This is a genomic window from Clostridium sp. CM039 (genome assembly GCF_055081075.1).
In genome coordinates this window covers 707858-733124 of the sequence record NZ_CM143649.1, presented here as the reverse complement: position 1 = coordinate 733124, position 25267 = coordinate 707858, and the positions used below count along the sequence as shown (strand labels likewise).

Sequence of the window (25267 nt, the reverse complement as noted above, 5' to 3'; positions counted from 1 at the left end):
ATTACTTTATAAAAAATTAAATATGTTATTAACACTATCACCAAGTCTTTATTTATTTTGAACTTCCTTAGTTAAAATTTTATCATAATAATTTTAGCTAAGCAAATAAGAAAGCGATTTGTTCATTAATAATGTATTTTGTTAATTTAGTTCATGTATATGTTCCACGAGCTGGGTCTATAGCTGTTTACACTAGTTTAAATAAGTGTTATGATAACTGCGTTATTTACATTTCATTACAGCGCTTTATATTATTTTATCCATACTTCACTTTTTTTAAACTTTCTAAAATTATATTATTGGAGGCACTTTATGAAAAAAAATTTTTTAACACTTATGTTAGTATTAATAATGAGTATAAGCATCATTGGTTGTTCTAACAATCAAAAAAAAGATACAAGTTCACAATCCCTAAAGACTCTAACTATTGGTGTTATGCCTGATTTAGATTCCCTTCCACTTATTATAGCAGAGCACAATGGATATTTTAAGCAAGAAGGTTTCCAGGTAAAACTAGAGCATTTTAAAAGTGCATCGGATAGGGATACAGCTCTTCAAACCGGGAAAATTCATGGAGCAATATCTGATATGCTTTCGGTAGTATTTTTTAACGACAATAACTTTGATGTTAAAATCACATCAAAGACAGAAGGTAGCTTTAAATTGATCTCTGGAAAGAATTCTAATATTTCTAAAATTGAACAAGCTGATGGAAAATCCATAGGGATTTCTAAAAATACTATTATTGAATACTTAACAGATAGAATTATAGAAAGTTCAAACATAGATGTTAACTCACAAAAAAAAGTTGCAATACCAAAAATACCTACTCGCCTTGAGATGCTAACTAATGGTAAATTAGATATGGCTACATTACCAGAACCTCTTGCAAGTACTGCGATTTCTGCAGGTGGCAAGATTTTGAGTAGTTCTGATAAACTAGGTATAAACCCTGGTGTAATGTTATTCACAAAAGATGCAGTATCCTCAAAATCTGAAGAGATAAAATCATTTTATAGAGCTTATAATAAAGCTGTTGAATACTTGAATAAAGAAAAACCTGAAAGCTATATTGATTTTGTAATTAAAGAAGCTGGCTTCCCTGATACAATAAAAAGCACACTAACTATTCCGAATTATTCAAAGGCTTCTATGCCACCAGAAAAAGAGTTACAGGAAGTTATGACTTGGCTTAAAGCAAAAAAACTAACTACTAATAATTACAAATTACAAGACTTATCAAATAGTTCATTTATTAAATAATATACCACTGTAATAATATATAACCTCTTTTTCACTTAGTGTAGAAAGAGGCTACATCACTAGTAAAGGAAGGTGCTTTAATATGAGTAGATTTTTTAACAACAATGAAATAGAATTATTAGCTCCTGCAGGAACTTTCGAAATTTTTGAAAAGGTTATTCACAGCGGTGCTGATGCTGTATATTTGGGCGGCAAAAAATTAAATATGCGTATGCATCGAAAAGATTACAACCTGTCAAATGATGAATTAGAAAAAGCAATCAATATTGCTCATTCTTTAAATAAAAAAGTTTATGTAACAGTAAACAATCTTTTTAGTCAGCAGGATTTAAAAGATGCGGTGGAATATCTAAAATTCTTAGAAAAAGCTGGACCAGATGCTTTAATTATTCAAGATTTTAGCATATTAGAGTTAATAAATAGTTTAAATTTAAACCTAACTATCCATTCATCTGTAATGATGAATGTTCACAACTTAGAGACTATTAAAGCACTTCGAGGTTGTGGAATTACTAGGATTGTTGCGTCCAGGGACATGGATTTACAAACCATAAAGAACTTGCATTACCAAACCGATATGGAATTCGAATATTTTGCTCATGGAGATATGTGCATTGCCCATGGTGCTCAATGTTTGTATAGTGGCATGCTTTTCGGAAAGAGTAGTAATCGAGGACTTTGCATGAAGCCCTGCCGTTGGAATTTTACAATGAAACAAGATGGTCTAGCTTATCCTACAGAATATCCAATGGCTGTAAAAGATATGTATATGTATGAACATCTACCTGAAATGATTGAGGCAGGTATCCTCTCCTTTAAAATAGAAGGAAGAATGAAAGATGCAGATTATCTAGTTACCATGATTAATTACTACAGCGATGCTATAAATAGATATATTGATGACCCTATTTGCTATGATAGAAAAAAAGATGCCCAAAGTATTTATGGAACCCGCATTAGAGACTTATCTACCTGCAGTGCCTTTGGAAACCCAGGGCTCTCAAATATCAATAGACGCTATGAAGGTACGGGGAAATTTTATAGCCATGGTAAAGTTTTTAGTAAGCCTGTAGAAGAAATCGAAATTAGTAAAGAAACGGTAGAACAAATCAAGACCCTTTTGAATGAAAAAACTTCTCTAGCACAGAAACCTAATCTAAGTGTAAAAGTCAATTCCTATTCACAAGCTAAAGTCGCGATAGAGGTCGGTGTAGACGCGATTTATTTATCTGGAGAAGTTTTTGCGCCAAACCTTCCTTTTAGCAAGAGTGAAATACTTAAATTAACAAATGGAAAAGGAAATACAAAAATATATCTAGGCTTTCCAAAAATGATGTTTGAAGAGGATTTTTCAAAATACAATCATTTACTTGTGAAAAATAACTTAGGACTTGATGGCTTATTAGTAACCAATTTAGGAGCTATTCATAAATACAAATCTTTAGGACTTGAGCTTATTGGAGATTATTCCTTAAACATTTATAATCAATATGCGACTAGTTTCTATGAAAAGCAAGGTTTATCTGTTGCTACACTTTCTGTAGAGACCCCACTGCTAGACGCTAAACAGACCATTGCTAAATCACCAATTCCTATTGAAATCATAGTTCACGGCTCTCCAACAGTTATGTATATGGATCATAATTTATATGAGAATACCAAAGTCTTAGAGTCTGTGATATGCGAGAATAATTCTCACGTAGATAACAAGGTGTTAGTTTTAGTTGATGAAAAAAAACATGAACACCCAATATATCAAGATAACTATGGCAGGAATCATATGATGCTTTATAAAGAGCTTTGTTATCTTCCCTTTTTAAAAGAACTAAATGATATTGGTGTAAACCATTTTAGAATTGAAGCTTGTCATTATGATACTAATAATCTACGAAAAGTTTTAAGTATTTACAGAGAAGCCATTAATGACTTAAGCAAATGTGAAGAATTATTCCATTCCCTAAGTCCTAGTGATGCTGGATTTACCCTTGGAGCATTTCAATTTAATAATGAAGGCGGTTATAATAATGTGTAATTATATAGGTCCTGAAAAAATTATTCAAAAGAAAAAAGAATTCCTTTTTCCCTGTTCGCAGCATTTTTATAAAAACCCACCTCAGATTACACGTGGAGAAATGCAGTATTTATTTGATTCAGAAGGTAAAAAATATCTCGATTTTTTTGCAGGAGTTTCTGTTGTTAATTGCGGTCATTGTAACCCTGAAATTTTAGATGCAACAATAGAACAAATGAAAACCCTTCAACATACAAGTACTATATATTTAACACAGCCAATAGTTGATCTAGCTGAAAAGCTTTCATCTGTATTACCTGGGGATGTTAATCATTCGTTCTTCTGCTGTACGGGCTCAGAAGCTAATGAAGGTGCTCTTTTACTTGCTAGACTTTACACAGGCAGAAATGAATTTATTTCATTGAATAATAGCTTACATGGTAGAACTTATTTAACTATGAGTGTTACAGGAATACCTATGTGGAGAGCAGATCCTACGCTTTCTGATTGTGTTACCTTTGCCCCCAATACTTATGCTAAAGAGAAAAGCATTGAAGCAGCAGCTACAGAATCCTTAGAATCTGTAGAAAAATTAATTGAGGCTAAAGGACCAGATAAGATTGCTGCTTTAATTGCAGAGCCCGTGCAAGGTAATGGAGGCATTATAACTCCACCTCAGTGGTATTTCAAAAAATTAAAAACTCTACTTGAAAAACATGGAATACTATTAATTATTGATGAAGTTCAAACAGGATTTGCAAGAACTGGTAAGATGTTTGCCATAGAACATTATGAAATAATTCCAGATATAATTACAGTGGCAAAAGCTCTTGGAAACGGAATGCCGATATCAGCTTTTTGCACGAATGATAAAATTGCAGCAACATTTACCAAAGCTTCTGCATCTACTTTAGGTGGAAATCCAGTAGCTGCAAGTACTGCTATAGCTGTCCTTGACTACATTTCTAAAAATAACTTATGTATAAATGCAGAAAATTTAGGAGTAAATTTAAAAAGTGGCCTTCTTAAACTTAAGGAAAAGTACTCAATAATTTATGATGTTAGAGGTATAGGCCTTATGTTAGGTGTAGAGCTAGTAAAAGAAAATGGTGAACCAGCGTTTAAAGAAACTGACTTTGTATTAGAGATATTAAAGGATGAAGGCATTCTTTTAGGTAAAAATGGAATAGGTAGAAATGTGCTAGCTTTCCAGCCACCTCTTGTTATAACAGAAAATGATGTAGATTTTATGATAGATAAATTAAATTTAGCTTTGAGTAAATTATGTTAGTTTCCACGTGCTAATATAATACAATATGTTCATTAATGATATATTCGAATAAAAAAACTAAGTCTTAACTTTTAAGACTTAGTTTTTTATTGCAGTTATGTGTTTGTATTGCTGAAAAGCAAATGATAAATATTACATATCTCTAGGATCTATATCATTAATCATTTTTGCAGTCCCCAGTATGTACCATTTAACTTCCTTTTTCTCTACGCTTGATACTTTACCAAGTATTCGAGATTTAGACATAAGTCCTGCAAGTGAACCTACAAATGAAGGTGTATTTAATTGCACTTTCTTGATTTTTTTCACACTATCTATATCTTTAATAGTAGGCTCCTTAGGAATAGAGTTGTTTATTTCTTTACTCGTTTTACCTTTTTCTTTACTGGTAGCCCCCAAATCTTCTAGTGTTTTATAGATTTTTTCCATCATATGTTTTTTTCTTTCAATACTTATGCTAGGACTTTCAACTTCTGTGTATTCTACTGATTTTTTCATAATCATCGTTCCTTCCTTTAATTACAATAACCTAATAATGTGTTTATATCTATTATAACATGATTGTTAACATTTTTTTTAAAAATACTGAAATTTAAAATAGTGCAACTAGTGACACTATTTCATTTCAATTAAATTATCCCAATATTTCTTTGGCATATGTTGCATTTGTAGTCTTTTATTACTCCTTTCTTGTATGCCAACACTTTTATGAAAAACTTTCCAAAGGTTTCGATAGAATAACTCTTCCTTCTCATTACTTTCTAATTTTTCAAATTTCAAATCCCTTAATATCCATTCATGATTTTCATAAACTACACCTGTTTTTCTCTTCACATCATGAATTATCCACTTTTCATTTGTAAGTCTTGCTTTAAAGTGATTTGCTATGAGCTCAAGAATATTGTAAGTAGGTTCAATTGCTGCATACAATATGCCCTTGAATTCTTGAAATCTAACTAATCCTAAAAATCTATGTGCTTCAAAGCCAACTTTTCTAGAATATTTCTGTACTTCATTTACAATGTCATCTGTTAAAAAATCATTAACTTTACTCCCTAACTTAAACCCTAACTGAATATATTTAAATAATATTAACTCTATTCCTTGTACCTCAGATAAAAACGCTTGATACACATGAATTAATGCATCTTTTGATATTTTTTCTAGTATTGACTTAGATACTTTATTTGATTTTATTATATCAGTTTCTATAAACTTGTCCTTATATATCATGTCAAAAGTATATCTATCTACCCTATCTATGCATTCAGGTATTCTATCATAGTAACAACCATATACAACAGATAAAAACCCATCGAAACTTCCATCATAAATGTATCTAAACAAATAAATCACTCCTTTGAGTAAACAAGCTCATTTGTTGTGGCTTATCAAAACTTTCATAGTCTAATAAATAATTTTTGATCCTTCCTCTTTCCATCGCCTTATCTCCATAAAATTTACCACTACAAGTTATAAAGTATCTAGCTCTTTTGAGCACTACTCCTATTTTTTTTAAATTATCATAGGAAAGATTGCAAAGTCTTCTTGATTTTATAATTCTTAAAGCCGATGTTACTCCTATTCCAGGCACTCTAAGTAATGTTTCATAGGGAGCGTTATTTACTTCTAACGGAAACTTATCCAAATTATTTAATGCCCAAAAGGCTTTGGGATCTAAATTTATATCAAAGTTCGGATTTTGCTCATCTAATAATTCATTTGCCTTAAATCCATAATATCTTAAAAGCCAATCTGCTTGATACATTCTATGTTCTTTTAATATTGGAGGTGTGCTTTGAATAGCGGGTAAATTTGCGTGCTGCACCACCGGCACATAAGCAGAATAATACACCCTCTTAAGCCCAAAAGTATTATATAATCCTTCAGTAAGACTAATTACTCTTAAATCACTTTCATTAGTTGCCCCTACCATTATCTGAGTACTTTGTCCACCAGGAGTAAATCTAGGAGCTTTAAATCCTTTTTTCTTATATTCATTAGATTCTATTATACTGTGTTTAATAAGTCGCATAGGTTTTAATATATCTGCCTTATTCTTTTGAGGTGCTAAGAGTTTTAAGCTTTTTTCTGACGGCAACTCAATATTTACACTCATTCTGTCTGCATACAATCCCGCCTCATATATGAGCTTTGGATCAGAGCCTGGAATAGCTTTTACATGAATATATCCATTAAATTTGTGAATCAGTCTTAAATCCTTTAAAATTCTCACTAAATTTTCCATCGTGTAATCTGGGCTTCTTTCTACCCCAGAACTTAAAAATAATCCTTCGATATAATTTCTTCTATAGAAATTTATAGTTAAATCTACTACTTCTTTTGGAGTAAAGCTTGTTCTCTCCAGATCATTACTAGCTCTATTAATACAATATTTACAATCGTATATGCATTTATTGGTATACAAAATTTTAAGTAGCGAAATACATCTACCATCCTGTGACCAGGAATGGCAAATACCTGTTGATGCTGCATTACCTATGCCTCCCTTTGTGTTCTTTCTATTAGAACCGCTCGAAGAACAAGACGCATCATACTTCGCTGAATTAGATAATATTTCAAGTTTTTTCATTATATCCACTTTCATCACCCCACAAACGTTTGTTCTTATTTTATCACGTTTTGTCCAATTTTGAAAGATATATTTCCTGGATAATCACGAAACTCTATTAAAATACACATTAACCACGCTACCATTTCCATAGCATCTTTTTCCTATCTTAATACTATTTATACTTGAACATCCCTCTACTTGAACTAAATATACCTGTCTTCCATTATTAATGGGAAAACTTATTTCACTCTCTTTTTCAAATTCTAAAGAATATATATTTATTCTTGATTAACTTTTATTAGTGCAATAGCTTCTTTACTTACCATGTGTAACCATTTATTTTCTCTTTCTTCCCACGCAAACTGACAATTTCCATATTTCTATGGGGCTGTTTATCAAATTTAAATGATTTTACAAAAAAGCCTAGCAATTATGCTAGGCTAACTTCTTCCACATTTCTTATTACAAATTCTTTTCGTAAGACTCAACCATTTTCTTAACCATTTGTCCGCCTACCGAACCATTCTCTCTTGAGGTTAAATCTCCATTGTAACCGTCTGTAAGATTTACTCCTACTTCTTTAGCAGCTTCCATTTTAAATTTGTTTAATCCAACCTTAGCCTCCGGAACCAATACTCTATTTCTTGACATATAATAACCTCCTCTATATTTGATAATCGTTTTCAATTACACTATTATCATGTGTATTATTATAAACAATATTCATAGAAAATTATGTCTATTCCAATATAATTAAATAGATGATTTTTAAGGGCTAGTTATTATATAAATTGAGTCCCACTATTCCAATAGATATTAGCTCATCTACATCCTTTCCTGGATAGGAATATTTTTTTTCTTCTTCACACAATGGTTGAGGGAATGAACTACTGCCAGTTATATAGGCTGTTAAAAATGTAATATTTCCAATCATATTTAATAAACAATTCATGAAAAACACAGATGTTCCTCCTACTAGAGCTTCTAAATATAATATGATTTGTTATTTGTTTTCATGTACCTATTATTTAATTATTAAATAAGAACTTTTAAGGCCGGTTTTTAAAATGCTTATGCAGAAGGGACCCACTAGAGGACTCTTTACATACTCATACCCTAAAAATTTTATTTATTCTACCACATTATATTTTTTTACGCATTTATAATTGATAACCAACAATTAGACATTTTCTTGATTTCAATGTTGCATTACAAAAACAAGTTTTGATAAATCAATATTCATAAATGAATACTCATAGGAGTAATAATACTATTTTAAAAGAATGCAGGAACTTGGACTCTATACTTTAGATATAGATGAGATTAAAGGTAAAATAGAAAATTTAAATTTAACTAATATATTTAATAAAAAACTTATATAGATTAAGAAATTGAAAGGCCCGCCTTAAAGTCTGGCCTTTTTCATTTGGAGAAAATTAATATTCACGTTTTCATTTTATATGATAAAAAAATTGCTTTAAACTGGACAGAATATGAATCTTATGCTACCTTTTATTTATGGTTTCTATTATACAATTGAGGAGGCGTTTTGTGAAAATCGGTTATGATGTTTATGATTCCCCTATTGGGCTTATCCATGTAGTAGTGAATGAGATCGGTGTTATAAAAGTAGAAATTTTTGAAGAAGATTGGATACAATACAAGAAAAAACATGAAGCTATTCCCAAAGATAATGAGTTATGCAAGGAAGTTATAGTTCAGCTAGACGAATATTTCAAAGGTAAAAGGAAAAATTTCGATATACCTTTATCTATAGAAGGCACACAGTTCAGAAAGAAAGTATGGAAAGCCCTTAGAGATATACCTTATGGTGAAACGCGGAATTATTTGCAAATTGCAGAATCCATCGGAAACCCTAAAGCTGTAAGGGCAGTAGGTCAAGCTAATAAATATAACCAATTGCCTATAATTATACCCTGTCACAGGGTCATTGGTAAAAGTGGTAAGTTGGTAGGCTTTGCTGGTAATAGAACGCCTACACAAAAATTACTATTGGAAATTGAAGGATTCAATTTCCAATAGTAATTTTTACACATAATAATAATTATAGACATAGCCCTAATAATGGTTATGTCTATAATCTAATTTAAAATTTTTATCAAATACAATCCATCATCTAAAATACTTAGTTCACAACTAAATTTAACACCCACATCAATCAGTTCAAAGCATACGTCCCTTGTACTATCTATATCAAATAGGCACTTTCCCTTTTCATCTAAAGCACTTACAGCATCTTCATGAATGCCTTCTCTCAATAGATTCTCTTTAACTTCTTTATTTAACATTTTCACGCCTCCAACTTAATAAAATTCTTAGTGTCGAAATTATTTTTTCTCAAACAATCTATTATCTAATCAGATACTAAATTTAAAAATTGTTTTATTCTTGGGTTAGTTGTGTTAATTAATAACTCCTTCGGTGTTCCCCTGTCAACAATGATTCCGTTATCCATAAATATTATATTGTCTGCTACTTCTCTTGCAAAACTCATATTATGAGTAACAACTACCATTGTCATACCTTCAAGTGATAGATCCTTCATAACTTTAAGCACCTCCGCTTCAAGCTCAGGATCCAGTGCAGATGTTGGCTCGTCAAATAATAGTACTGATGGTTCTATAGCCATAGCACGCGCTATAGCAACCCTTTGTTGTTGTCCTCCTGAAAGCTCATGAGGATAACTGTTGCACTTGTCTAAAAGCCCAACCTTATCTAAAAGCTTAAGTGCTTTATCATGGGCTGCCTTCTTAGATTGCTTAAGTACAGTAACAAGCCCTTCCATAATATTTTCTACCACAGTCATATGAGGAAATAAATGGAATCCTTGAAATACCATTCCAGTATTCCTGCGAAGTGATATCACTTCTTTATCAGTTGGATTTTTATTTTCCCCAAACACTAATTCATTATCCCCAATGCTCATAGTCCCCTTATTAGGCAGTTCTAGCAAATTCATACATCTAAGAAGTGTGGTTTTACCCGAACCTGAAGGCCCTATAATAATGGTTGCTTCGCCTCTTACAATTCGCAAATCTATACCTTTTAATATTTCATTATTTCCGAAACTCTTGTGTAAATTTTTTATATTAATCATGAATTTCCTCCAATTACCTAGCGACATATTTTTCAAGATTTTTCTCTATTTTCTGTTGAATTGTAGATAGTATAGTACAAAATAATAGATATATAAAGGCCACTTCACAGTACAATACAAGTGGTTCATATGTTACTGCTGTTATTCTTTGAGCAATCTGAAACATTTCCGCTAAAGTAATCGACGCAGCAAGGGATGTATCTTTAACAAGGCTTATAAATGAATTTGACAGCGGCGGTACAGATACTCTAGCTGCTTGTGGCAAAATTATACGAATCAACGACTGAGTATGAGTCATACCAATTGAAGATGCTGCTTCCCACTGCCCCTTAGGTATAGATAGAATTGCAGCCCTAATTACTTCCGAATTATAAGCTCCAACATTTAATGTAAAACCTATAATTGCTGCCGGTAAAGCTCCCATGGTTATACCAGCAGCTGGTAATCCGTAGAATATTATAAATAACTGCACGAGAAGCGGTGTCCCTCTTATTATCCAAACATAAAAACTTGATATTAAAACTAATGATTTATGTTTGGATATACGTGCAAGAGCCGTTGCCATAGCCACAATTGAACCGAGTATGAAAGAAAGCACTGCCACTGGAATGGTAAATTTTACACCAGCTATTAATAAAGGAAAAAAAGAGTCTTTAATTATGTTTAATATTCTTAGTGTTTGCACATCAAAATTCATCTTATCACCCTCTTATTTTGATACATCGCTGCCAAACCACTTATTTGAAATTTTTAAATAAGCACCATCTGCTTTCATATCAATAAGTGCTTTATTAACCGCATCCACTAATTCTTTATTTCCCTTTTTAAACATAAATGCGCTTGGCTGTGCATTTCCTTCCTCATCAACAACTTTTATAGCAAGGTCTGGTTTTTGTTTTTTAAGATCAAGATAAGATAAACTGTCATTAACTGTGGCATCTACCCTTTTAGAACCTAAAAGGTCAATTGCTTGATTAAAGCTGTCAACTGGTTGAAGTATTGCACCATTATCTTTTGCAATTTTAGATAAGTTACTAGTTAATGATTGAGCAGATTTCTTCCCCTTCAAATCTTCAAACTTTTTGATAGTGTTATCATCACTGTTTACTATAAGCACTGCTTTTGAAACTATATATGGTTCTGAAAAATCATATTTTTCTTGTCTATCTGGTTGAATTCCAACTAGATTTACTACCATATCAAATCGCTTTGCGTCGAGCCCAGCAAACATACCATCCCACTTTGTTTCCACAAATTCTGGTTTTACGGAAAGACGTTTAGATACTTCCTCTGCAATTTCAACATCAAAACCAGTTAACTTTCCTGATTTATCATGGAAGCTGTATGGTGCGTATGTTCCTTCAGTACCAATTTGTATTTTCCCTTCACTCTTTATTTTTGATAATAGGTCCTTAGATTCAGTGTTTTTACTACTACTTGTGGCGCATCCTACAAGTCCCAGTGTTGCTATTAATAAAGTACTAATTAATACAGATGTTTTTTTCATTTATTACCCTCCTAGTATTCCTATCGTTTTAGTAATGTATTGCATTGTATTTATAATACCATAGGTTTTCTTTTACTGTCAATATTTATTTTTAAGTTACTATAGTGAAGACTAATTATATATTATCACCATATTCATTTGTTTTGAAAACAAAAAAAAGCCCTAGTGAGCTCTTTTTTTCATTTTCCCTATATAAACATACATATTCAAAGCAGCTCTTCGACTCTTTCATCCCCCTACAATCTATTTCAATTGATTATTTCCACATACTCATCTTCTGGAAGTTGCCTTATGAATTCATATTCTTTTACATACATTAACCGAATTTTTTTTCCCTCTTCGCTTGAAGTTTGAGGCTCTTCTTTATTAACTTTCATTTCAACTATATCCGCCTCAATTAACCTATCATCATCAATACCGATTCTAAATTTATATGTATTAGCAATATGTTCATTCCAAGACTCTAGGTAAACCGCCTGCATTATTGTATTTTCACATTTTGAGCACTTGATATTTAGTTCCTGTCCAACTTTTTCAATGAGTACTCTATTGTTATCACATGTTTTGCACACCATAGTTCTATACATATTTAACCACCTCCACTAATTATATGTAATAAGGCGGAGATTTATTCTAAAAAATTCTATAAGAAATTAATAGAAAAAAAGATAGCAAAACCTTATTATAAAGTTTTTACTATCTTTTTAAATTAAAAAAATAAATCATTTGTAATTTATTCATGATTCTCAATGGTCATGAAGAGGTAATCCTAGCAGCGCTTGGTTATATTCTTGCTGCGCCTGTTTCTTTTGCAGCTTTCGCAATTGCTTCTGCTACTTTTGTTGCTACACCTCTATCTAATGCACTTGGAATTACATTGTTTTCGTTTAAATCTTCATCTTTTATATAATTTGCAATAGCATATGCTGCTGCAAGCTTCATTTCTTCATTTATTTCTTTTGCTCTCACATCTAATGCACCTCTGAATAACCCTGGAAATACAAGAACATTATTTACTTGGTTTGGAAAATCTGAACGTCCTGAACCACATACCCTTGCGCCCGCTTTTTTAGCTTCATCTGGCATGATTTCTGGGGTTGGATTTGCCATTCCAAAGACTATAGAATCTTTTTTCATAGATTTAACCATCTCAGGTGTTACTATTCCTGGTGCAGAAACCCCTATAAATACATCTGCACCTACTAATGCATCACTTAAGCTTCCTTTTATATTTTCTGGATTAGTTATTTCTGTAAGGGCTGTTTTTGCATCATCAATTATTGCCATCCCTCTATAAAGTACTCCTACTTTGTCACAGACAATTAAATTCTTCACTCCTGAGGAGAGTAAAAGCTTTGATATTGCTGTTCCCGCAGAACCAGCACCGTTTACTACAACCTTTAAATTCTCAAGCTTCTTTCCAACTACTTTACAAGCATTGATAAGACCTGCAAGAACTACAATTGCTGTCCCATGTTGGTCATCGTGAAATACTGGTATATCTAATATTTTTTTAAGCTTTTCTTCTATTTCAAAGCATCTTGGAGCACTAATATCTTCTAAGTTTATCCCACCAAACCCTGGGGAGATAAGCTGTATTGTGCGAACAATTTCATCTACGTCCTTTGTGTCTAAGCAGATTGGAAAGGCATCTACATTACCAAACTCTTTAAACAATATAGCCTTTCCTTCCATAACCGGAAGTCCTGCCTCGGGTCCTATATCTCCAAGCCCTAGAATAGCAGTGCCATCCGTAACCACTGCAACCATATTCCCTTTAGATGTATATTTATACACATTTTCTACGTTTTCATAGATTTTCTTGCAAGGTTCTGCAACACCAGGTGTGTACGCAAGTGCCAAATCATCATTTGTTTGGATTTTTATTTTTGATATTACTTCAATTTTGCCTGTATGTTTTTCATGCAGTTTTAAACTTTCTACAAAATAATTCATTCAATACTTCCCCTTTTATTAAATTGTATTATTTATACATTGCCACTTAATTCTTCGTTCTCACTATTGAATACGTCAACGTCTAATTCCCCTTCTTGCTTAGCTATTATAACAGTGCAAATAGCATCTCCTGTAATATTGACAACTGTTCTGCCCATATCTACCAATCTATCTACACCCATTATAAGACCGATTCCTTCTAAGGGAAGACCTACAGCCTGAAATACCATAGACAGCATTATAATGGAAGCACCAGGGACTCCAGCTGTACCTACAGATGCAATAGTTGAAGTTAGAACTACTGTTAACATCATATTTAGTGTAACAGGAATGCCATATGCTTGAGCTACAAAGAATGTTGCTACCCCTTGCATAATAGCAGTACCATTCATATTAACTGTTGCACCTAATGGAATAGTGAAGGCCGCAATACCTTTTGATACCCCTAATTCTTTTTCACATGTTTCCATATTCACTGGTACTGTAGCATTACTACTAGCTGTTGAGAAAGCTACAGACATAACTGGGAAGAATTTTTTGTAAAACTTTTTTATAGATAACCCAGTAAAACTTTTTAAAAGACTTGCATATCCTAATATTGAGATAAGTAATAGACCCAAATATATTGTAAGAATATATTTCATTAAAGGCATCATAGCTACATACCCTACAGTAGCAAAGGTTTTAGCTATAAGCCCAAATACACCTATAGGTGCAAATGTCATAACGATTTCTACTAATTTCATTATTAAATCATTTAGGCTTTCAAGTAAATTAATTAGGGGCTGACCTTTTTTACCTAATAAAGATAAGCCTATACCAGTTAATACAGCAACTACAATAATTTGAAGCATATTACCTTCCGACATAGCTAAAATTGGATTACTTGGTACCATTTCGTATAACGTTTGTACCAATGGAGTTTTGGTAGCAATTGTAGTTTTCACTGCTTTTACGGCTGTTAAATCTAACCCTGATCCTGGCTTTATAAAATAACCTAAGACTAGCGCAATAGCAACAGCTATTGCTGTAGTTGATAGATAAAAAGCTACAGTCTTTCCCCCGACCCTACCTAATTTCTTTACATCTCCCATACTGGCCGCACCATTTGCTAAGGAAATAAACACCAGTGGGACTACAAGCATCATTATTCCTCTTAAAAAAAGTTGACCTACTAACTGGAAAACACCATTTATTAAAAAAGCATTTTTAAAAGTTCCATTAGGAAATTGAAATACAATAATTCCAGTTATTGATCCTAATAATAGAGCAATAAGGATTCTAGTTGTCAAGTTCACCTTTTTTTTACTCATACAAAACCCTCCTTTATATATTTTATTAGCTGGCTATGAAATGCCACAGCCAGCATTAATACCACATTTTTATATATTGAAATGGCTGTAATCCGCCCACCTTGGGCGCATATACATTTACAAGATGGGTATAAACTAAAAATGAATTTCGAAAGGAGCCCTTCATGTCAGTATGCTCCTAAACAACCAAATGTTGTTTAGGAGCATACTGGTAACCGTTTTCTTAATATTCACTCAATATGTTTTAGCCACTTCCGGAGTATATGCAATGCTAAGATCATCTCTAGTTTCAATCCTCGAAACTAACTGAGCCTTTACTTTATTCCATGATGATTGCAATTTCACTATACTATAATACCACAAAAAATACCTAATTGCATACTATTGTTTACATTTAATTAATAAAATAATTTATATAGCCATTAAATGCTTTGCTGCTATTCCTGGCTCGGTCATTGCTATTGTATCTAGTATTTCATTAAGTTGTGCTTTCGTTAAAATACTCTCTTTAAGTACCAATTCACTTACAGGTTCGCCTGTTGCAATCGCTCTAGCTGCAATTTTTGCAGCTGCCTTATAACCTACATGAGGTACTATCGCTGTAATTATACCTACACTATTATCTACTAAGTATTTGCACCTTTTTCTATTAGCCGTAATACCTGCAATACAATTTTCTCTAAGGGTATTAACTCCGTTACCTAGTGTTTCTATAGATTCATATAAGTTATAGAATATAACTGGTTCAAATGCATTTAATTCTAATTGTCCGGCCTCTGCTGCCATAGTTATAGTAATGTCATTGCCTATAATATTAAAAGATACTTGACTCATAACTTCTGGAATTACAGGATTTATCTTTCCTGGCATTATTGAAGATCCATTTTGTTTTGCTGGCAGATTGATTTCCCCAAAGCCTGCTCTAGGACCTGAAGACATTAACCTTAAGTCATTTGATATCTTGGATAGACTTACTGCACAAGTTTTAAGAGCTGATGAAACGTCCACAAAAACATCCAGATTTTGTGTCCCATCTATTAAGTCTTCTGCTTGATGTAAATCTAAATTAACAACATCATTAATTGCTGGCACGATTTTTTTAAAATATCCTGTATCCACATTTATTCCTGTCCCTATAGCAGAAGCTCCCATATTTACACTCTTTAGCCCTTCACTGGCTTTTTCTAACCTATCAATATTTCTTTTTATTACTGAGCTATATGCATGGAATTCTTGGCCTAATCTAATAGGTACAGCATCTTGCATTTGAGTTCTTCCCATTTTAATAACATCATCAAATTCTTTAGACTTTTCAACAAGTACATCACCAAGTTTTCTTAACTCCTCTAAGGTTTTTGGAATAAGTTTTAGAGCTGCCATCTTGCCTGCTGTTGGGAATACATCATTTGTAGATTGTCCCATATTTACATGATCATTTGGATGAACTTTATCATACGCTCCCAATTTACCACCCAATATTTCATTTGCTCTATTAGCAATTACTTCATTTGCATTCATATTACCCGATGTACCTGCTCCACCTTGAATAGGATCAATTATAAATTCATTATGTAATTTACCAACTATTATTTCATCACATGCTTGTACTATAGCGTCGCTGATTTTTTTACTCATTAATCCAGCTTCATTATTTGCAATAGCTGTAGCTTTTTTTACTTGCGCAAGACTGACTATTAAGTCTTTGTGCATCCTCCTACCTGTAATATTAAAGTTTTCTGACGCCCTTAATGATTGAACTCCATAATATGCTTCTATAGGTACATTCTTAGAGCCAACAGAATCGCTTTCCACCCTAAATTTTTGCATGTTTTCATTCATAATATTTCCTCCTTGTTTACTATAATATACTAATAATACCCTTTGAAATAAATTTTGTCAAATAAACATCTGTCTTTTTAAGTATCATAAGTAAGTCTTTTAACTAAATTAAGACTAATTTATTACTTAATATTTATTGATTTACGGCGCTTTAAAGCATTTGAAATTGAAAATTAATTCTTAATATACCTAGTGTTATATCGAATACAACCTTAAGTTTGAATATTTTGAATATTGTTTACTTTGCAAGATTACCGTTAAGATTAATTTTACATCTGCTCTCTAAGTGGTATTCCACATAAAAAAAATAAGTACCTCAAGGGTACTATGATATGACCTGAAGATAACTACTTGCTACTAAGAGTTTTTTGATATTTATAGGCATATAACATCACAATGAATTAATTAACCTGTTAATAAATCATATTGTAATTGTTTACACTATTATATTTATAATTATTTAGTACTTATTATATAATTTAAATCCAGTATTATCAACTATTGTTATACCCTTAAATTGATTATTCAATAAGGACTCATTACTTATTAAAACTCCATTTTATAAATTTTAACATAAAAAAATACTTTCTTAATAAAATTCAAAAGTGAATCTTACCCCTACATATGGGATAAAACTCACTCATAATTACTAATTTGCCTTTACCTTTAATAAATGGTATCATTACTCCATTTTTCCTATGCCAATAATTGATTCACAAGAGGATTTACCTTCCTGCTATCATACTTTCCTTTTAACTTAGGCATAACAGCCTTCATAACCTTCCCCATGTCACCCTTTCCGCTAAAGTGATTTTGGGTAATAACTTCACTGATAATTATTTTTGCTTCATCGTCACTTAATTGCTTGGGCATATAAAATGTAAACATTTCGATAGCAATTTCTGTTTCAGCTATAATATCTTCTTTATTAGCTTCTTTCGCATAACTAAGAGTTTCATTTAATTGTTTAATTGTTTTCTCAATAATACCAACTAAGTCGTCGTCAGAAAGTTCTTTTTTCAAATCCATTTCTTTATATTTAACGTCAGCCATTAAAGTCCTTAAAGCAGTCAGTCTTACCTTATCCCTACTCTTCATATATTTAATAATATCATCTTTCAGTGTTTGTTTTAACATATGTGTTACCTCCTAAATAATTCAATATTTTTTAACAAGTCATTTTGTTACTTTATTAAAACTATACTTATATATACATTATACTCTTATAATCTCACTTTAACGACATTTCAGAAGGAAAGTTTCCCAATTTTATAATCTAATATTAATTATATGCCCTATTCCAAAATTCTAATTCATACATGCATGATTTCATAAAAATAGCTAATAATCTTTTCTTTTCTATCTCATCTATGTCTTCGCATAAATCATTTATATAATCCAGCCAGTCATTAGTGAATTTTTCAAAATCTTCAGAAGCGTATTCTTCAATCCATGGATTGAAAAAATTCCCCTCTAGCTTATGTCCATAAGTCTTTTTAATATATTTGCCTATGTAGCTATAACTCCACGTACACGGCGTAGCAACAAGGGCAATCTCCTTTAAATCTCCGGTAAGCGCCACACCTTGCATATAGCTTGTATAACTTGTAGTTATTAATTTATATTCACATTTTTCCGTTTCTTTAGCAGTTAATCCAAAGCCTTCTAAATATTTTATATGAACAGCCGTTTCATCCTCCATAATTCCCCTTATTGAATTATAATAAAATTTCATCTCGTCCATAGTTTTTGCCTTAATTAACCCTACAGAAAATACCTTTGAATATTCTTTTAAATATAGATAATCCTGTATAAGATAGTTTTTAAACTTTTCCTTATCTAAGGTACCTTCTCCTATCTCCTTTATAAATGGATGCTCTAAATATGAATTCCAAAATTCCTTTACCTCTTCAAATATATAATCTGTAAATTTCATACTATTCCACCCCTCCATCGTCATTTAATTTCTCAAACAGTTCTAAGCCCAAAAATGTCTATATAAGTCTATGCTATTTTCTAAGGAAGGTCATTCAATGTTTTAAACTCATATCCCTGACTTTTCCACTCTTTAATCAGACTGTCGAGTATTTTTGTATTGGTTTCTGAAACTGCATGAAGCAAACATATCATTCCAGGCTTTGTTTGCTTTAAAAGATTTTTTTTTGCCGTTTCAGGGTTTGGCTGATCCTTAGGTTCATAATCCTTATAAGCAAGTGTAAAAAACACTGATTTATAACCAAGCTTTTGAGTGTAATAAAGAGAAAGTTCACTGAAGTCACCCATAGGCGGTCTAAAAAATTTCGACATTTTTAAACCGGGGATGTTATTAACAGTAGTTTCATTTTCTGTAATCTCTGAATTAAAATCCATTTCATTAGTTATAGACGGCATGGATTTATGATGCACTGAATGATTCCCTATAATATGGCCTTCATTCATCATTCTTTTTACAAGATCAATATCTTTTGCACCATTAAAAGAACCCGTTACATAGGGCTTTGTTACAAAAAAAGCTGCTTTAACATTGTTAGCTTTTAAAGTATCAAGAATGCTTGCTGTATAACCATTCTCATACCCCTCATCAAAAGTTAGATAAATTACTTTTTTAGAAGTTTCGCCAAAAGCATAAGCATGATATTTCGATAATAATGTTGAATTTTCTCTTGGTGAATAAGCCCATGACCAGTTAATAGTTTTTGTCTGTAAATTCGGACTATTCTCTTTTAAAGTTGATTTAGAGTTTGTATTTCCATCACTGCCCGTTTTAAGGCTGCTATTTGTTTGCTTTGCATTACTTAAACTTATCTGATTTTGTCTGTCATTTGCACAACCACAAAGCACAAGTGTTAATACTATTAATAACGGTATTTTTTTAAATTGCAATTAGATCACCTCTATGTATATTTTAATATATTCATATACGATAAACTTCCACATAGCTATTATACCTCTTTTAAAATATTTTATAATATTTTTTTGTATGTATTATTATAATTATTTGCAAATGAAAATAAGCTTTGAGCCATAAGGAATACTCCCTATAACTCAAAGCTACTATATCCTGAAAAATCTTATTATAATATAATGCATATTAAGCTGCCATTACCCTCATTTATAATTCGTTGTAGAGTCTTTTGAATTTTCACTTGAACGTCATCAGGCATCTTAAACAGCTTACTTTGGAGGCCTTCTTTAACTAATACTTCTAAAGATTTACCAAACATGTTACTCTGCCAAATTTGAGATTTATCATTCTCAAACTGTTCTAAAATGGATTTATAGAAATCTTCACTTTGCTTTTCTGTACCCATAATAGGTGATATTTCTGTTTGTATATCTGCCTTAATAAAATGAAGAGAAGGTGCAGATGCCTTTAATTTAACTCCATACCTCCCACCATGTTGCACAATTTCAGGTTCTTCTAATGTCATTTCTGAAAGCTGTGGTGCAACTAATCCATAGCCTTTTTCTTTAACATCTTTTAAAGCCTCTGAAATTTTATCATATTCTACTTTAGCTCTAGAGAATTCCCCCATTAATGTTAATAAATCATTTTCTCCTTTTATTTCACAATCACAAGTTTCGCCAAGTATTTTGTAAAATAATTCGTGTTTAGGAATTATATTGACTCTAGCAGTACCTTCTCCCATATTCATTTCATCAAGTATTGCAGAGTCTAAAAAATCAACTTCTTTAAATGTTAGTAGCGATTTATTTATATCCCTAACTTTAAAAATATCTTTACACGTATCTTTTAAGAACTTCATAAAGTTAATTTTTACCCAGTGCTTAGAACTTAAGTTTTCAATCCATTCTGGCATATCTATGTTAATTTCTTTAACTGGAAATTCTTTAAGAATTCTTTGAAATATATTAGCTATATCCTCCTCTTTCATATTTACAACATCCATAACTTGAACTGGAACATCATATTTTTCTTCTAATTCTCTTGCTAAAACTTGTGTTTCAGGAGCATCTGCATTTTTAGAATTTAATACCATTATGAAAGGTTTATTAATGGATTTAAGTTCATCAACTACCCTTCCTTCCGCTTCTAAATATTCTTCCCTTTCTATGCCTGTGATAGAACCATCTGTAGTAATTAAAAGACCAATAGTTGAATGCTCATTTATTACCTTTTTTGTTCCAATCTCTGCGGCTTCCTCAAATGGAATTTCGTAATCATACCAAGGGGTTGTCACCATTTTAGGCGTCTCTCCTTCAGCATATCCTACCGCTCCTTTAACAATATACCCAACACAATCGACCATCCTTACTTTAAATTTAGTTCCCCCTTCAAACTCAATTTCAACTGCTTCGTTGGGTACGAATTTAGGTTCAGTAGTATGAATCGATTTCCCTGAACCACTTTGAGGAAGTTCATCTTTTGCTCTTTCTTTTTTATGAGGATTGTCTATGTTAGGAATTACCATAAGCTCCATAAATCTTTTTATAAATGTTGATTTTCCAGTCCTTACAGGACCCACAACACCTACATAAATATCCCCTTGCGTTCTCTCCGCTATATCTTTATATATATCAAAATTATCCAATATATACCTCCCAATACTTATTATTATCACTATAAATATATTTTAGAGATCAATGAATTATTACTATAGATTAAAAATATATAAAAAAAAACCAATTTTTTATTAAATTCTTAATAAAAAATTGGTCTTTCCATACTAATAGTTTTCTTAAAACTCATCTTTTTTGTTTCTTGACATCAATTCGTATACCCCATATTTAGGGTCTTTACCTTCAAATAATACTTTGTATAACACATCCGTAATAGGCATAGAAATCTGCTCTTTTTCTTTAAGCTCATAGAAGGCTCTTACAGCTTTTATACCCTCTACTACCATTCCTATGTCTTCGCATGCCTTTTCCATTGGAACACCCTTTCCAATCAAAATACCAGCTCTTCTATTTCTACTGTGCATACTAGTGCAAGTTACTATAAGATCACCCATACCCGTTAAGCCATAGAATGTTTCAATTCTGCCTCCGAGCTTTGTGCCTATTCGTATAATTTCACTCATTCCTCTTGTCATTAGTGCAGCCTTAGCATTGTCACCGTAGCCTATACCATCAGATACGCCTGCAGCTAGTGCAATAATGTTTTTAACTGCTCCACCTATCTCTACACCCACAATATCTTCATTAGTGTAAACTCTAAATTTACTAGACATAAATGCATCTTGCACAATACTTGCATACTCCATTTTTTTAGATGTAACTACTAGCGTTGTAGGTATATCTAATGCAACCTCTTCTGCATGACTAGGACCAGAAAGTATTACTATAGGGTTACTTACAATTTCTTCCTCTATAACTTCTGAAATCCTTTTTGCTGAGCCCTCTTCTATCCCCTTTGCAATGCTAACCACAATTTGATTTTCTTTTAGATGTGGTGCTATCATCTTACTTAAGCCTCTTATTGCATGCGAAGGCACTGCTAATACAATTAGCTCACTATCAGTTATAACCTTTTCTATGTCCGTAAATGCTGTTACTCCTGCTGGCACGATAATGCCTGGTAAGTACTTAATGTTTTCTCTCTTAATGTTAATATCATCAATAACACTAAGCTTTCTATCCCAGATATTAACGCTCGTACCTTTTTTGGCAAGCATTATTGATAACGCAGTGCCAAAACTCCCACCACCTAAAAAAGCAACTTTTGACATTCTATTCCTTCCTTTCCCTAAATATAAGTCTTATCCCTGTTCCGATAAACTCAAAGCTATTTCTTAATTGATTTTCTAAATATCTTTCATAAGAAAAATGTAGTAAATTTTCATTATTTACAAAGAATACAAATGTTGGTGGTTTAGAGTCTACTTGAGTAACGTAGAATATTTTTAATCTTTTATTTGCCACCGTTGGAGGTTCTTTCATAAGTACAGCCTTATTTACAACTTCATTAAGTATTCCTGTAGAAATTCTTTTTGAATAATTCTCATAACATTCTTTAACTGTTTTTAAAACCTTATGTACTCTTTGGCCGGTTTTTGCGGATATAAATAAATAAGGTGCATATGCCATGAAATTTAATCCTGCTTGTAATTTTTGTTTATATTCAAGCATAGTCTTTGTATCTTTTTCAATAAGATCCCATTTATTCACTATAACAAAAATTGCTTTTTTCATCTCATGAGCATAACCTATAATTTTCTCATCTTGATCACTTAATTCATCCGTAGCATCAAGGATAAGTACAACTACATCAGCTCGCTCAACAGCAGCTAATGATCTAATAACACTATACCTTTCAATTCCTTCTTCTACTTTACTTTTTCTTCTTATTCCCGCAGTATCTATAAGAATAAATTTACCTTCTTCAGTTTCTATTTTACTATCAATAGCATCTCTTGTAGTACCTGCAATATCAGTTACTATGTTTCTTTCTTCTCCAAGTATTTTATTTATAAGCGATGATTTACCAACATTCGGCTTACCTACTACTGCAACTTGAATATATTCTTCATCTTCTGTGTTTGAATAAACACTTTCAAAATGGGCTACTACTTCATCTAGCATATCTCCAAGTCCAAGGGCTTGAGTTGCAGAAATAGCTATAGGAGTCCCTATACCTAAATTATAGAATTCAAAGGCATTAGCTTCTAGTTCAAGATGGTCTATTTTATTTACTACGAGTACTACTGCTTTTTTGCTTTGTCTAAGCATCTGTGCAACTTCAGTATCCGCACCTGTAAGTCCTTGTTTACCATCTACAATAAATATTATAACATCTGCTGTTTCTATCGCTATTTGTGCCTGTCTTCTCATTTGAGCTAAAATAATATCTTGACTTTCAATTTCTATACCACCTGTATCAATTAATGTGAAATTGTGTCTAAGCCAATCTGCATCTGCATATACTCGGTCTCTTGTTACACCTGGTTTATCATCCACTATTGAAATTCTTTTACCTGCCAACTTATTAAATAATGTAGATTTCCCTACATTGGGTCTTCCTACTATTGCTACGATTGGTTTTGCCATTATTCTTCCTCCCGACTATTTTGGTTTATTATATGGATTAAATCTTCTCCTGAATAATCACATATTAAAATTTTTGTATTTAAGCTTTTTTCTAAATCACTTATCGTAATATTATCCAAGAGTATTTGTTCCTCATAGTTTCCTAGTTCATATCCTTTTTTTAGCATATTGCTAGGAATTATTAAATAATCTCCTAGCTTTTCATCCCTTAGCTGCTTAATTATGTCATTTCCTGTTAAAAGACCCGCTACTGTAATAGTTTCTCCAAAAAAAACATTATTTATTTTTTTAACATCAGTTTTTATTTTATTATTACATGCAGTAATTTTCTCAGCTACCTTTAATATTTCTGTATAAGCTGAATGCCCTGTTACAAATGTAAAGCTTCCCTTATTATTCGGCTTTAGGTTTGCTATATCTTTATCAATAACACTTCTAAGTAGTCTAATCATACCAATGCCATCTTCTAATTGATCATACCCATCATAAAACTCTTCTTGTGGTACATCACTATGTGCTACAACATAGAATTCATCAGACAATCGTATAAAAGGTGAGCCTACTTCTCTAATATATTTTTCTTGTAATTGCTTTACACTTTCTATTTCCTTTGCTGCAGTATTTTTATCATACAATGTTAAATTAAATAAGCCTTTTCTATACTTTGTTATACCAACTGGAACAACTGCTAAGTTTTCTATGCTAGGATAAAGTTTATATAAATCCTCAATGGTTTTTATAAGCTCTTCTCCATTATTAATACCTGGACAAGAAACTACTTGACAATTAATTTTAATACCCGCTTCAGCCAGCCTTTTTAACCTATCATACACATTTCCAGCAAATTTATTGTTTAACATTATCTTTCTAAGCTCTGGATCAGTAGTGTGAACTGATACATTAATAGGGCTTATTTTGTATCGAATAATTCTATCTATGTCCTCTTCCTTCATATTAGTTAAAGTTACAAAATTACCTTGAAAAAACGATAACCTTGAATCATCATCTTTAAAATACAAAGTTTCTCTCATTCCTTCTGGCAATTGGTCAATAAAACAAAATATACATTTATTATGACAGTTCATTGGTTTATCCAAAATAGCATCAACAAATTGGATTCCTAAATCTTCATCATATTCCTTTTCAAATTCAATTTCCCAAATCTCACCATCTATCTTTTCAATTTCAATTTCAAGAAGTTCATCTGTAATTAAAAACTTGTAGTCTATAATGTCTACTACGTCATTGCCATTTATACTTATTAATCTATCTCCTACTTCTAACTCAATTTCTTCTGCGATACTTCCTGGAAGTATCTTAGCTATTTGGTTTTTCATTTTTACCTCCTGCTCAACCATAACCTTTCATCTAAAAGGTTTTATG

General features: G+C 31.9%; 24 protein-coding genes and 1 pseudogene. 4 read left to right on the top strand and 21 right to left on the bottom strand.

Features of this window, described 5'->3' with window-relative positions:
* Positions 1-312: 312 nt before the first annotated feature.
* The 3 genes from ACWJJ2_RS03440 (at position 313) to ACWJJ2_RS03430 (ending at position 4565) form a co-directional block, all read left to right on the top strand.
* Positions 313-1263, top strand: coding sequence for an ABC transporter substrate-binding protein (locus ACWJJ2_RS03440; RefSeq protein WP_216302829.1), 951 nt, complete (start codon positions 313-315; stop codon positions 1261-1263).
* Positions 1264-1345: 82 nt separating this feature from the next.
* Positions 1346-3295 carry a peptidase U32 family protein gene (locus ACWJJ2_RS03435; protein ID WP_216302828.1) on the top strand — a complete coding sequence of 650 codons (1950 nt, stop codon included), beginning with the start codon at positions 1346-1348 and terminating at the stop codon, positions 3293-3295.
* Complete coding sequence (locus ACWJJ2_RS03430) at positions 3288-4565, top strand: aspartate aminotransferase family protein (protein ID WP_462953822.1); 1278 nt, start codon at positions 3288-3290, stop codon at positions 4563-4565. The genes ACWJJ2_RS03435 and ACWJJ2_RS03430 overlap by 8 nt, the downstream gene beginning before the upstream one ends.
* Before the next feature lie 132 nt (positions 4566-4697).
* Here ACWJJ2_RS03430 and ACWJJ2_RS03425 read toward each other — a convergent pair whose 3' ends face one another.
* The 6 genes and pseudogenes from ACWJJ2_RS03425 to ACWJJ2_RS03400 all read right to left on the bottom strand — a co-directional run.
* A complete protein-coding gene (locus ACWJJ2_RS03425) occupies positions 4698-5063 on the bottom strand; it encodes a hypothetical protein (RefSeq protein WP_216302826.1) in 366 nt (121 codons plus the stop codon).
* A 117-nt stretch (positions 5064-5180) separates the two neighbouring features.
* Entirely contained in the window at positions 5181-5912 is a 732-nt protein-coding gene (locus ACWJJ2_RS03420) for a TIGR03915 family putative DNA repair protein (RefSeq protein ID WP_216302825.1), read from the bottom strand.
* Positions 5905-7167 carry a putative DNA modification/repair radical SAM protein gene (locus ACWJJ2_RS03415; protein ID WP_216302824.1) on the bottom strand — a complete coding sequence of 421 codons (1263 nt, stop codon included), beginning with the start codon at positions 7165-7167 and terminating at the stop codon, positions 5905-5907. The genes ACWJJ2_RS03420 and ACWJJ2_RS03415 overlap by 8 nt, the downstream gene beginning before the upstream one ends.
* A 75-nt stretch (positions 7168-7242) precedes the next feature.
* Positions 7243-7371: a hypothetical protein gene (locus ACWJJ2_RS03410; RefSeq protein ID WP_258280755.1), complete on the bottom strand. Its 129-nt coding sequence runs from the start codon at positions 7369-7371 to the stop codon at positions 7243-7245.
* A gap of 231 nt (positions 7372-7602) precedes the next feature.
* Positions 7603-7791 carry an alpha/beta-type small acid-soluble spore protein gene (locus ACWJJ2_RS03405; RefSeq protein WP_165413544.1) on the bottom strand — a complete coding sequence of 63 codons (189 nt, stop codon included), beginning with the start codon at positions 7789-7791 and terminating at the stop codon, positions 7603-7605.
* Positions 7792-7933: 142 nt separating this feature from the next.
* Positions 7934-8101 (bottom strand): annotated as a pseudogene (locus ACWJJ2_RS03400) (RNA polymerase sporulation sigma factor SigK); the annotation flags it as partial.
* A gap of 575 nt (positions 8102-8676) precedes the next feature.
* Here ACWJJ2_RS03400 and ACWJJ2_RS03395 point away from each other — a divergent pair.
* On the top strand, positions 8677-9183 hold the full coding sequence (locus tag ACWJJ2_RS03395) for a methylated-DNA--[protein]-cysteine S-methyltransferase (RefSeq protein ID WP_216302841.1): 507 nt from the start codon (positions 8677-8679) through the stop codon (positions 9181-9183).
* 59 nt (positions 9184-9242) lie between these two features.
* On the opposite strand, the gene ACWJJ2_RS03390 is transcribed toward ACWJJ2_RS03395, so the two are convergent.
* The 15 genes from ACWJJ2_RS03390 to ACWJJ2_RS03320 form a co-directional block, all read right to left on the bottom strand.
* Positions 9243-9449, bottom strand: coding sequence for a hypothetical protein (locus tag ACWJJ2_RS03390; RefSeq protein WP_165413541.1), 207 nt, complete (start codon positions 9447-9449; stop codon positions 9243-9245).
* 65 nt (positions 9450-9514) lie between these two features.
* The gene (locus ACWJJ2_RS03385; RefSeq protein ID WP_216302823.1) at positions 9515-10258 is read right to left on the bottom strand and encodes an amino acid ABC transporter ATP-binding protein; all 744 of its coding nucleotides are present in this window, start codon (positions 10256-10258) and stop codon (positions 9515-9517) included.
* 13 nt (positions 10259-10271) lie between these two features.
* Positions 10272-10955, bottom strand: a complete 684-nt coding sequence (locus ACWJJ2_RS03380) for an amino acid ABC transporter permease (protein WP_216302822.1) — start codon at positions 10953-10955, stop codon at positions 10272-10274.
* A 12-nt stretch (positions 10956-10967) separates the two neighbouring features.
* Positions 10968-11765 (bottom strand): amino acid ABC transporter substrate-binding protein, encoded by a 798-nt coding sequence (locus tag ACWJJ2_RS03375; protein ID WP_216302821.1) that lies wholly within the window; start codon positions 11763-11765, stop codon positions 10968-10970.
* A 248-nt stretch (positions 11766-12013) separates the two neighbouring features.
* Positions 12014-12352: a hypothetical protein gene (locus ACWJJ2_RS03370; RefSeq protein ID WP_165413537.1), complete on the bottom strand. Its 339-nt coding sequence runs from the start codon at positions 12350-12352 to the stop codon at positions 12014-12016.
* A 196-nt stretch (positions 12353-12548) separates the two neighbouring features.
* The gene (locus ACWJJ2_RS03365; RefSeq protein ID WP_216302820.1) at positions 12549-13721 is read right to left on the bottom strand and encodes an NAD(P)-dependent malic enzyme; all 1173 of its coding nucleotides are present in this window, start codon (positions 13719-13721) and stop codon (positions 12549-12551) included.
* Between the two features lie 32 nt (positions 13722-13753).
* Positions 13754-15034 (bottom strand): dicarboxylate/amino acid:cation symporter, encoded by a 1281-nt coding sequence (locus ACWJJ2_RS03360; RefSeq protein WP_165413535.1) that lies wholly within the window; start codon positions 15032-15034, stop codon positions 13754-13756.
* Positions 15035-15445: 411 nt separating this feature from the next.
* Positions 15446-16873, bottom strand: coding sequence for an aspartate ammonia-lyase (locus ACWJJ2_RS03355; RefSeq protein ID WP_258280667.1), 1428 nt, complete (start codon positions 16871-16873; stop codon positions 15446-15448).
* A 696-nt stretch (positions 16874-17569) separates the two neighbouring features.
* Entirely contained in the window at positions 17570-18010 is a 441-nt protein-coding gene (locus tag ACWJJ2_RS03350; RefSeq protein ID WP_165413534.1) for a GatB/YqeY domain-containing protein, read from the bottom strand.
* A gap of 145 nt (positions 18011-18155) precedes the next feature.
* A complete protein-coding gene (gene tenA / locus ACWJJ2_RS03345; RefSeq protein WP_462953821.1) occupies positions 18156-18809 on the bottom strand; it encodes a thiaminase II in 654 nt (217 codons plus the stop codon).
* An 80-nt stretch (positions 18810-18889) separates the two neighbouring features.
* Entirely contained in the window at positions 18890-19756 is an 867-nt protein-coding gene (locus ACWJJ2_RS03340) for a polysaccharide deacetylase family protein (protein ID WP_462953820.1), read from the bottom strand.
* 191 nt (positions 19757-19947) lie between these two features.
* A complete protein-coding gene (spoIVA, locus tag ACWJJ2_RS03335) occupies positions 19948-21426 on the bottom strand; it encodes a stage IV sporulation protein A (protein WP_216302817.1) in 1479 nt (492 codons plus the stop codon).
* A gap of 147 nt (positions 21427-21573) precedes the next feature.
* Entirely contained in the window at positions 21574-22566 is a 993-nt protein-coding gene (locus tag ACWJJ2_RS03330; protein WP_216302816.1) for an NAD(P)H-dependent glycerol-3-phosphate dehydrogenase, read from the bottom strand.
* A 1-nt stretch (position 22567) separates the two neighbouring features.
* On the bottom strand, positions 22568-23884 hold the full coding sequence (gene der, locus ACWJJ2_RS03325) for a ribosome biogenesis GTPase Der (RefSeq protein WP_216302815.1): 1317 nt from the start codon (positions 23882-23884) through the stop codon (positions 22568-22570).
* Positions 23884-25221, bottom strand: coding sequence for a DUF512 domain-containing protein (locus ACWJJ2_RS03320; protein ID WP_220286567.1), 1338 nt, complete (start codon positions 25219-25221; stop codon positions 23884-23886). Before ACWJJ2_RS03320 ends, der begins: the two co-directional genes overlap by 1 nt.
* Positions 25222-25267 lie beyond the last annotated feature (46 nt).

Excerpts from the sequence above, each read along its gene's own strand:
- ACWJJ2_RS03440 (WP_216302829.1), top strand. The coding sequence starts at position 313 with ATGAAAAAAAATTTTTTAACACTTATGTTAGTATTAATAATGAGTATA.
- ACWJJ2_RS03435 (WP_216302828.1), top strand. The coding sequence starts at position 1,346 with ATGAGTAGATTTTTTAACAACAATGAAATAGAATTATTAGCTCCTGCA.
- ACWJJ2_RS03430 (WP_462953822.1), top strand. The coding sequence starts at position 3,288 with ATGTGTAATTATATAGGTCCTGAAAAAATTATTCAAAAGAAAAAAGAA.
- ACWJJ2_RS03425 (WP_216302826.1), bottom strand. The coding sequence starts at position 5,063 with ATGAAAAAATCAGTAGAATACACAGAAGTTGAAAGTCCTAGCATAAGT.
- ACWJJ2_RS03405 (WP_165413544.1), bottom strand. The coding sequence starts at position 7,791 with ATGTCAAGAAATAGAGTATTGGTTCCGGAGGCTAAGGTTGGATTAAAC.
- ACWJJ2_RS03390 (WP_165413541.1), bottom strand. The coding sequence starts at position 9,449 with ATGTTAAATAAAGAAGTTAAAGAGAATCTATTGAGAGAAGGCATTCAT.
- ACWJJ2_RS03385 (WP_216302823.1), bottom strand. The coding sequence starts at position 10,258 with ATGATTAATATAAAAAATTTACACAAGAGTTTCGGAAATAATGAAATA.
- ACWJJ2_RS03380 (WP_216302822.1), bottom strand. The coding sequence starts at position 10,955 with ATGAATTTTGATGTGCAAACACTAAGAATATTAAACATAATTAAAGAC.
- ACWJJ2_RS03375 (WP_216302821.1), bottom strand. The coding sequence starts at position 11,765 with ATGAAAAAAACATCTGTATTAATTAGTACTTTATTAATAGCAACACTG.
- ACWJJ2_RS03370 (WP_165413537.1), bottom strand. The coding sequence starts at position 12,352 with ATGTATAGAACTATGGTGTGCAAAACATGTGATAACAATAGAGTACTC.
- ACWJJ2_RS03365 (WP_216302820.1), bottom strand. The coding sequence starts at position 13,721 with ATGAATTATTTTGTAGAAAGTTTAAAACTGCATGAAAAACATACAGGC.
- ACWJJ2_RS03360 (WP_165413535.1), bottom strand. The coding sequence starts at position 15,034 with ATGAGTAAAAAAAAGGTGAACTTGACAACTAGAATCCTTATTGCTCTA.
- ACWJJ2_RS03355 (WP_258280667.1), bottom strand. The coding sequence starts at position 16,873 with ATGAATGAAAACATGCAAAAATTTAGGGTGGAAAGCGATTCTGTTGGC.
- ACWJJ2_RS03350 (WP_165413534.1), bottom strand. The coding sequence starts at position 18,010 with ATGTTAAAACAAACACTGAAAGATGATATTATTAAATATATGAAGAGT.
- tenA (WP_462953821.1), bottom strand. The coding sequence starts at position 18,809 with ATGAAATTTACAGATTATATATTTGAAGAGGTAAAGGAATTTTGGAAT.
- ACWJJ2_RS03330 (WP_216302816.1), bottom strand. The coding sequence starts at position 22,566 with ATGTCAAAAGTTGCTTTTTTAGGTGGTGGGAGTTTTGGCACTGCGTTA.
- der (WP_216302815.1), bottom strand. The coding sequence starts at position 23,884 with ATGGCAAAACCAATCGTAGCAATAGTAGGAAGACCCAATGTAGGGAAA.
- ACWJJ2_RS03320 (WP_220286567.1), bottom strand. The coding sequence starts at position 25,221 with ATGAAAAACCAAATAGCTAAGATACTTCCAGGAAGTATCGCAGAAGAA.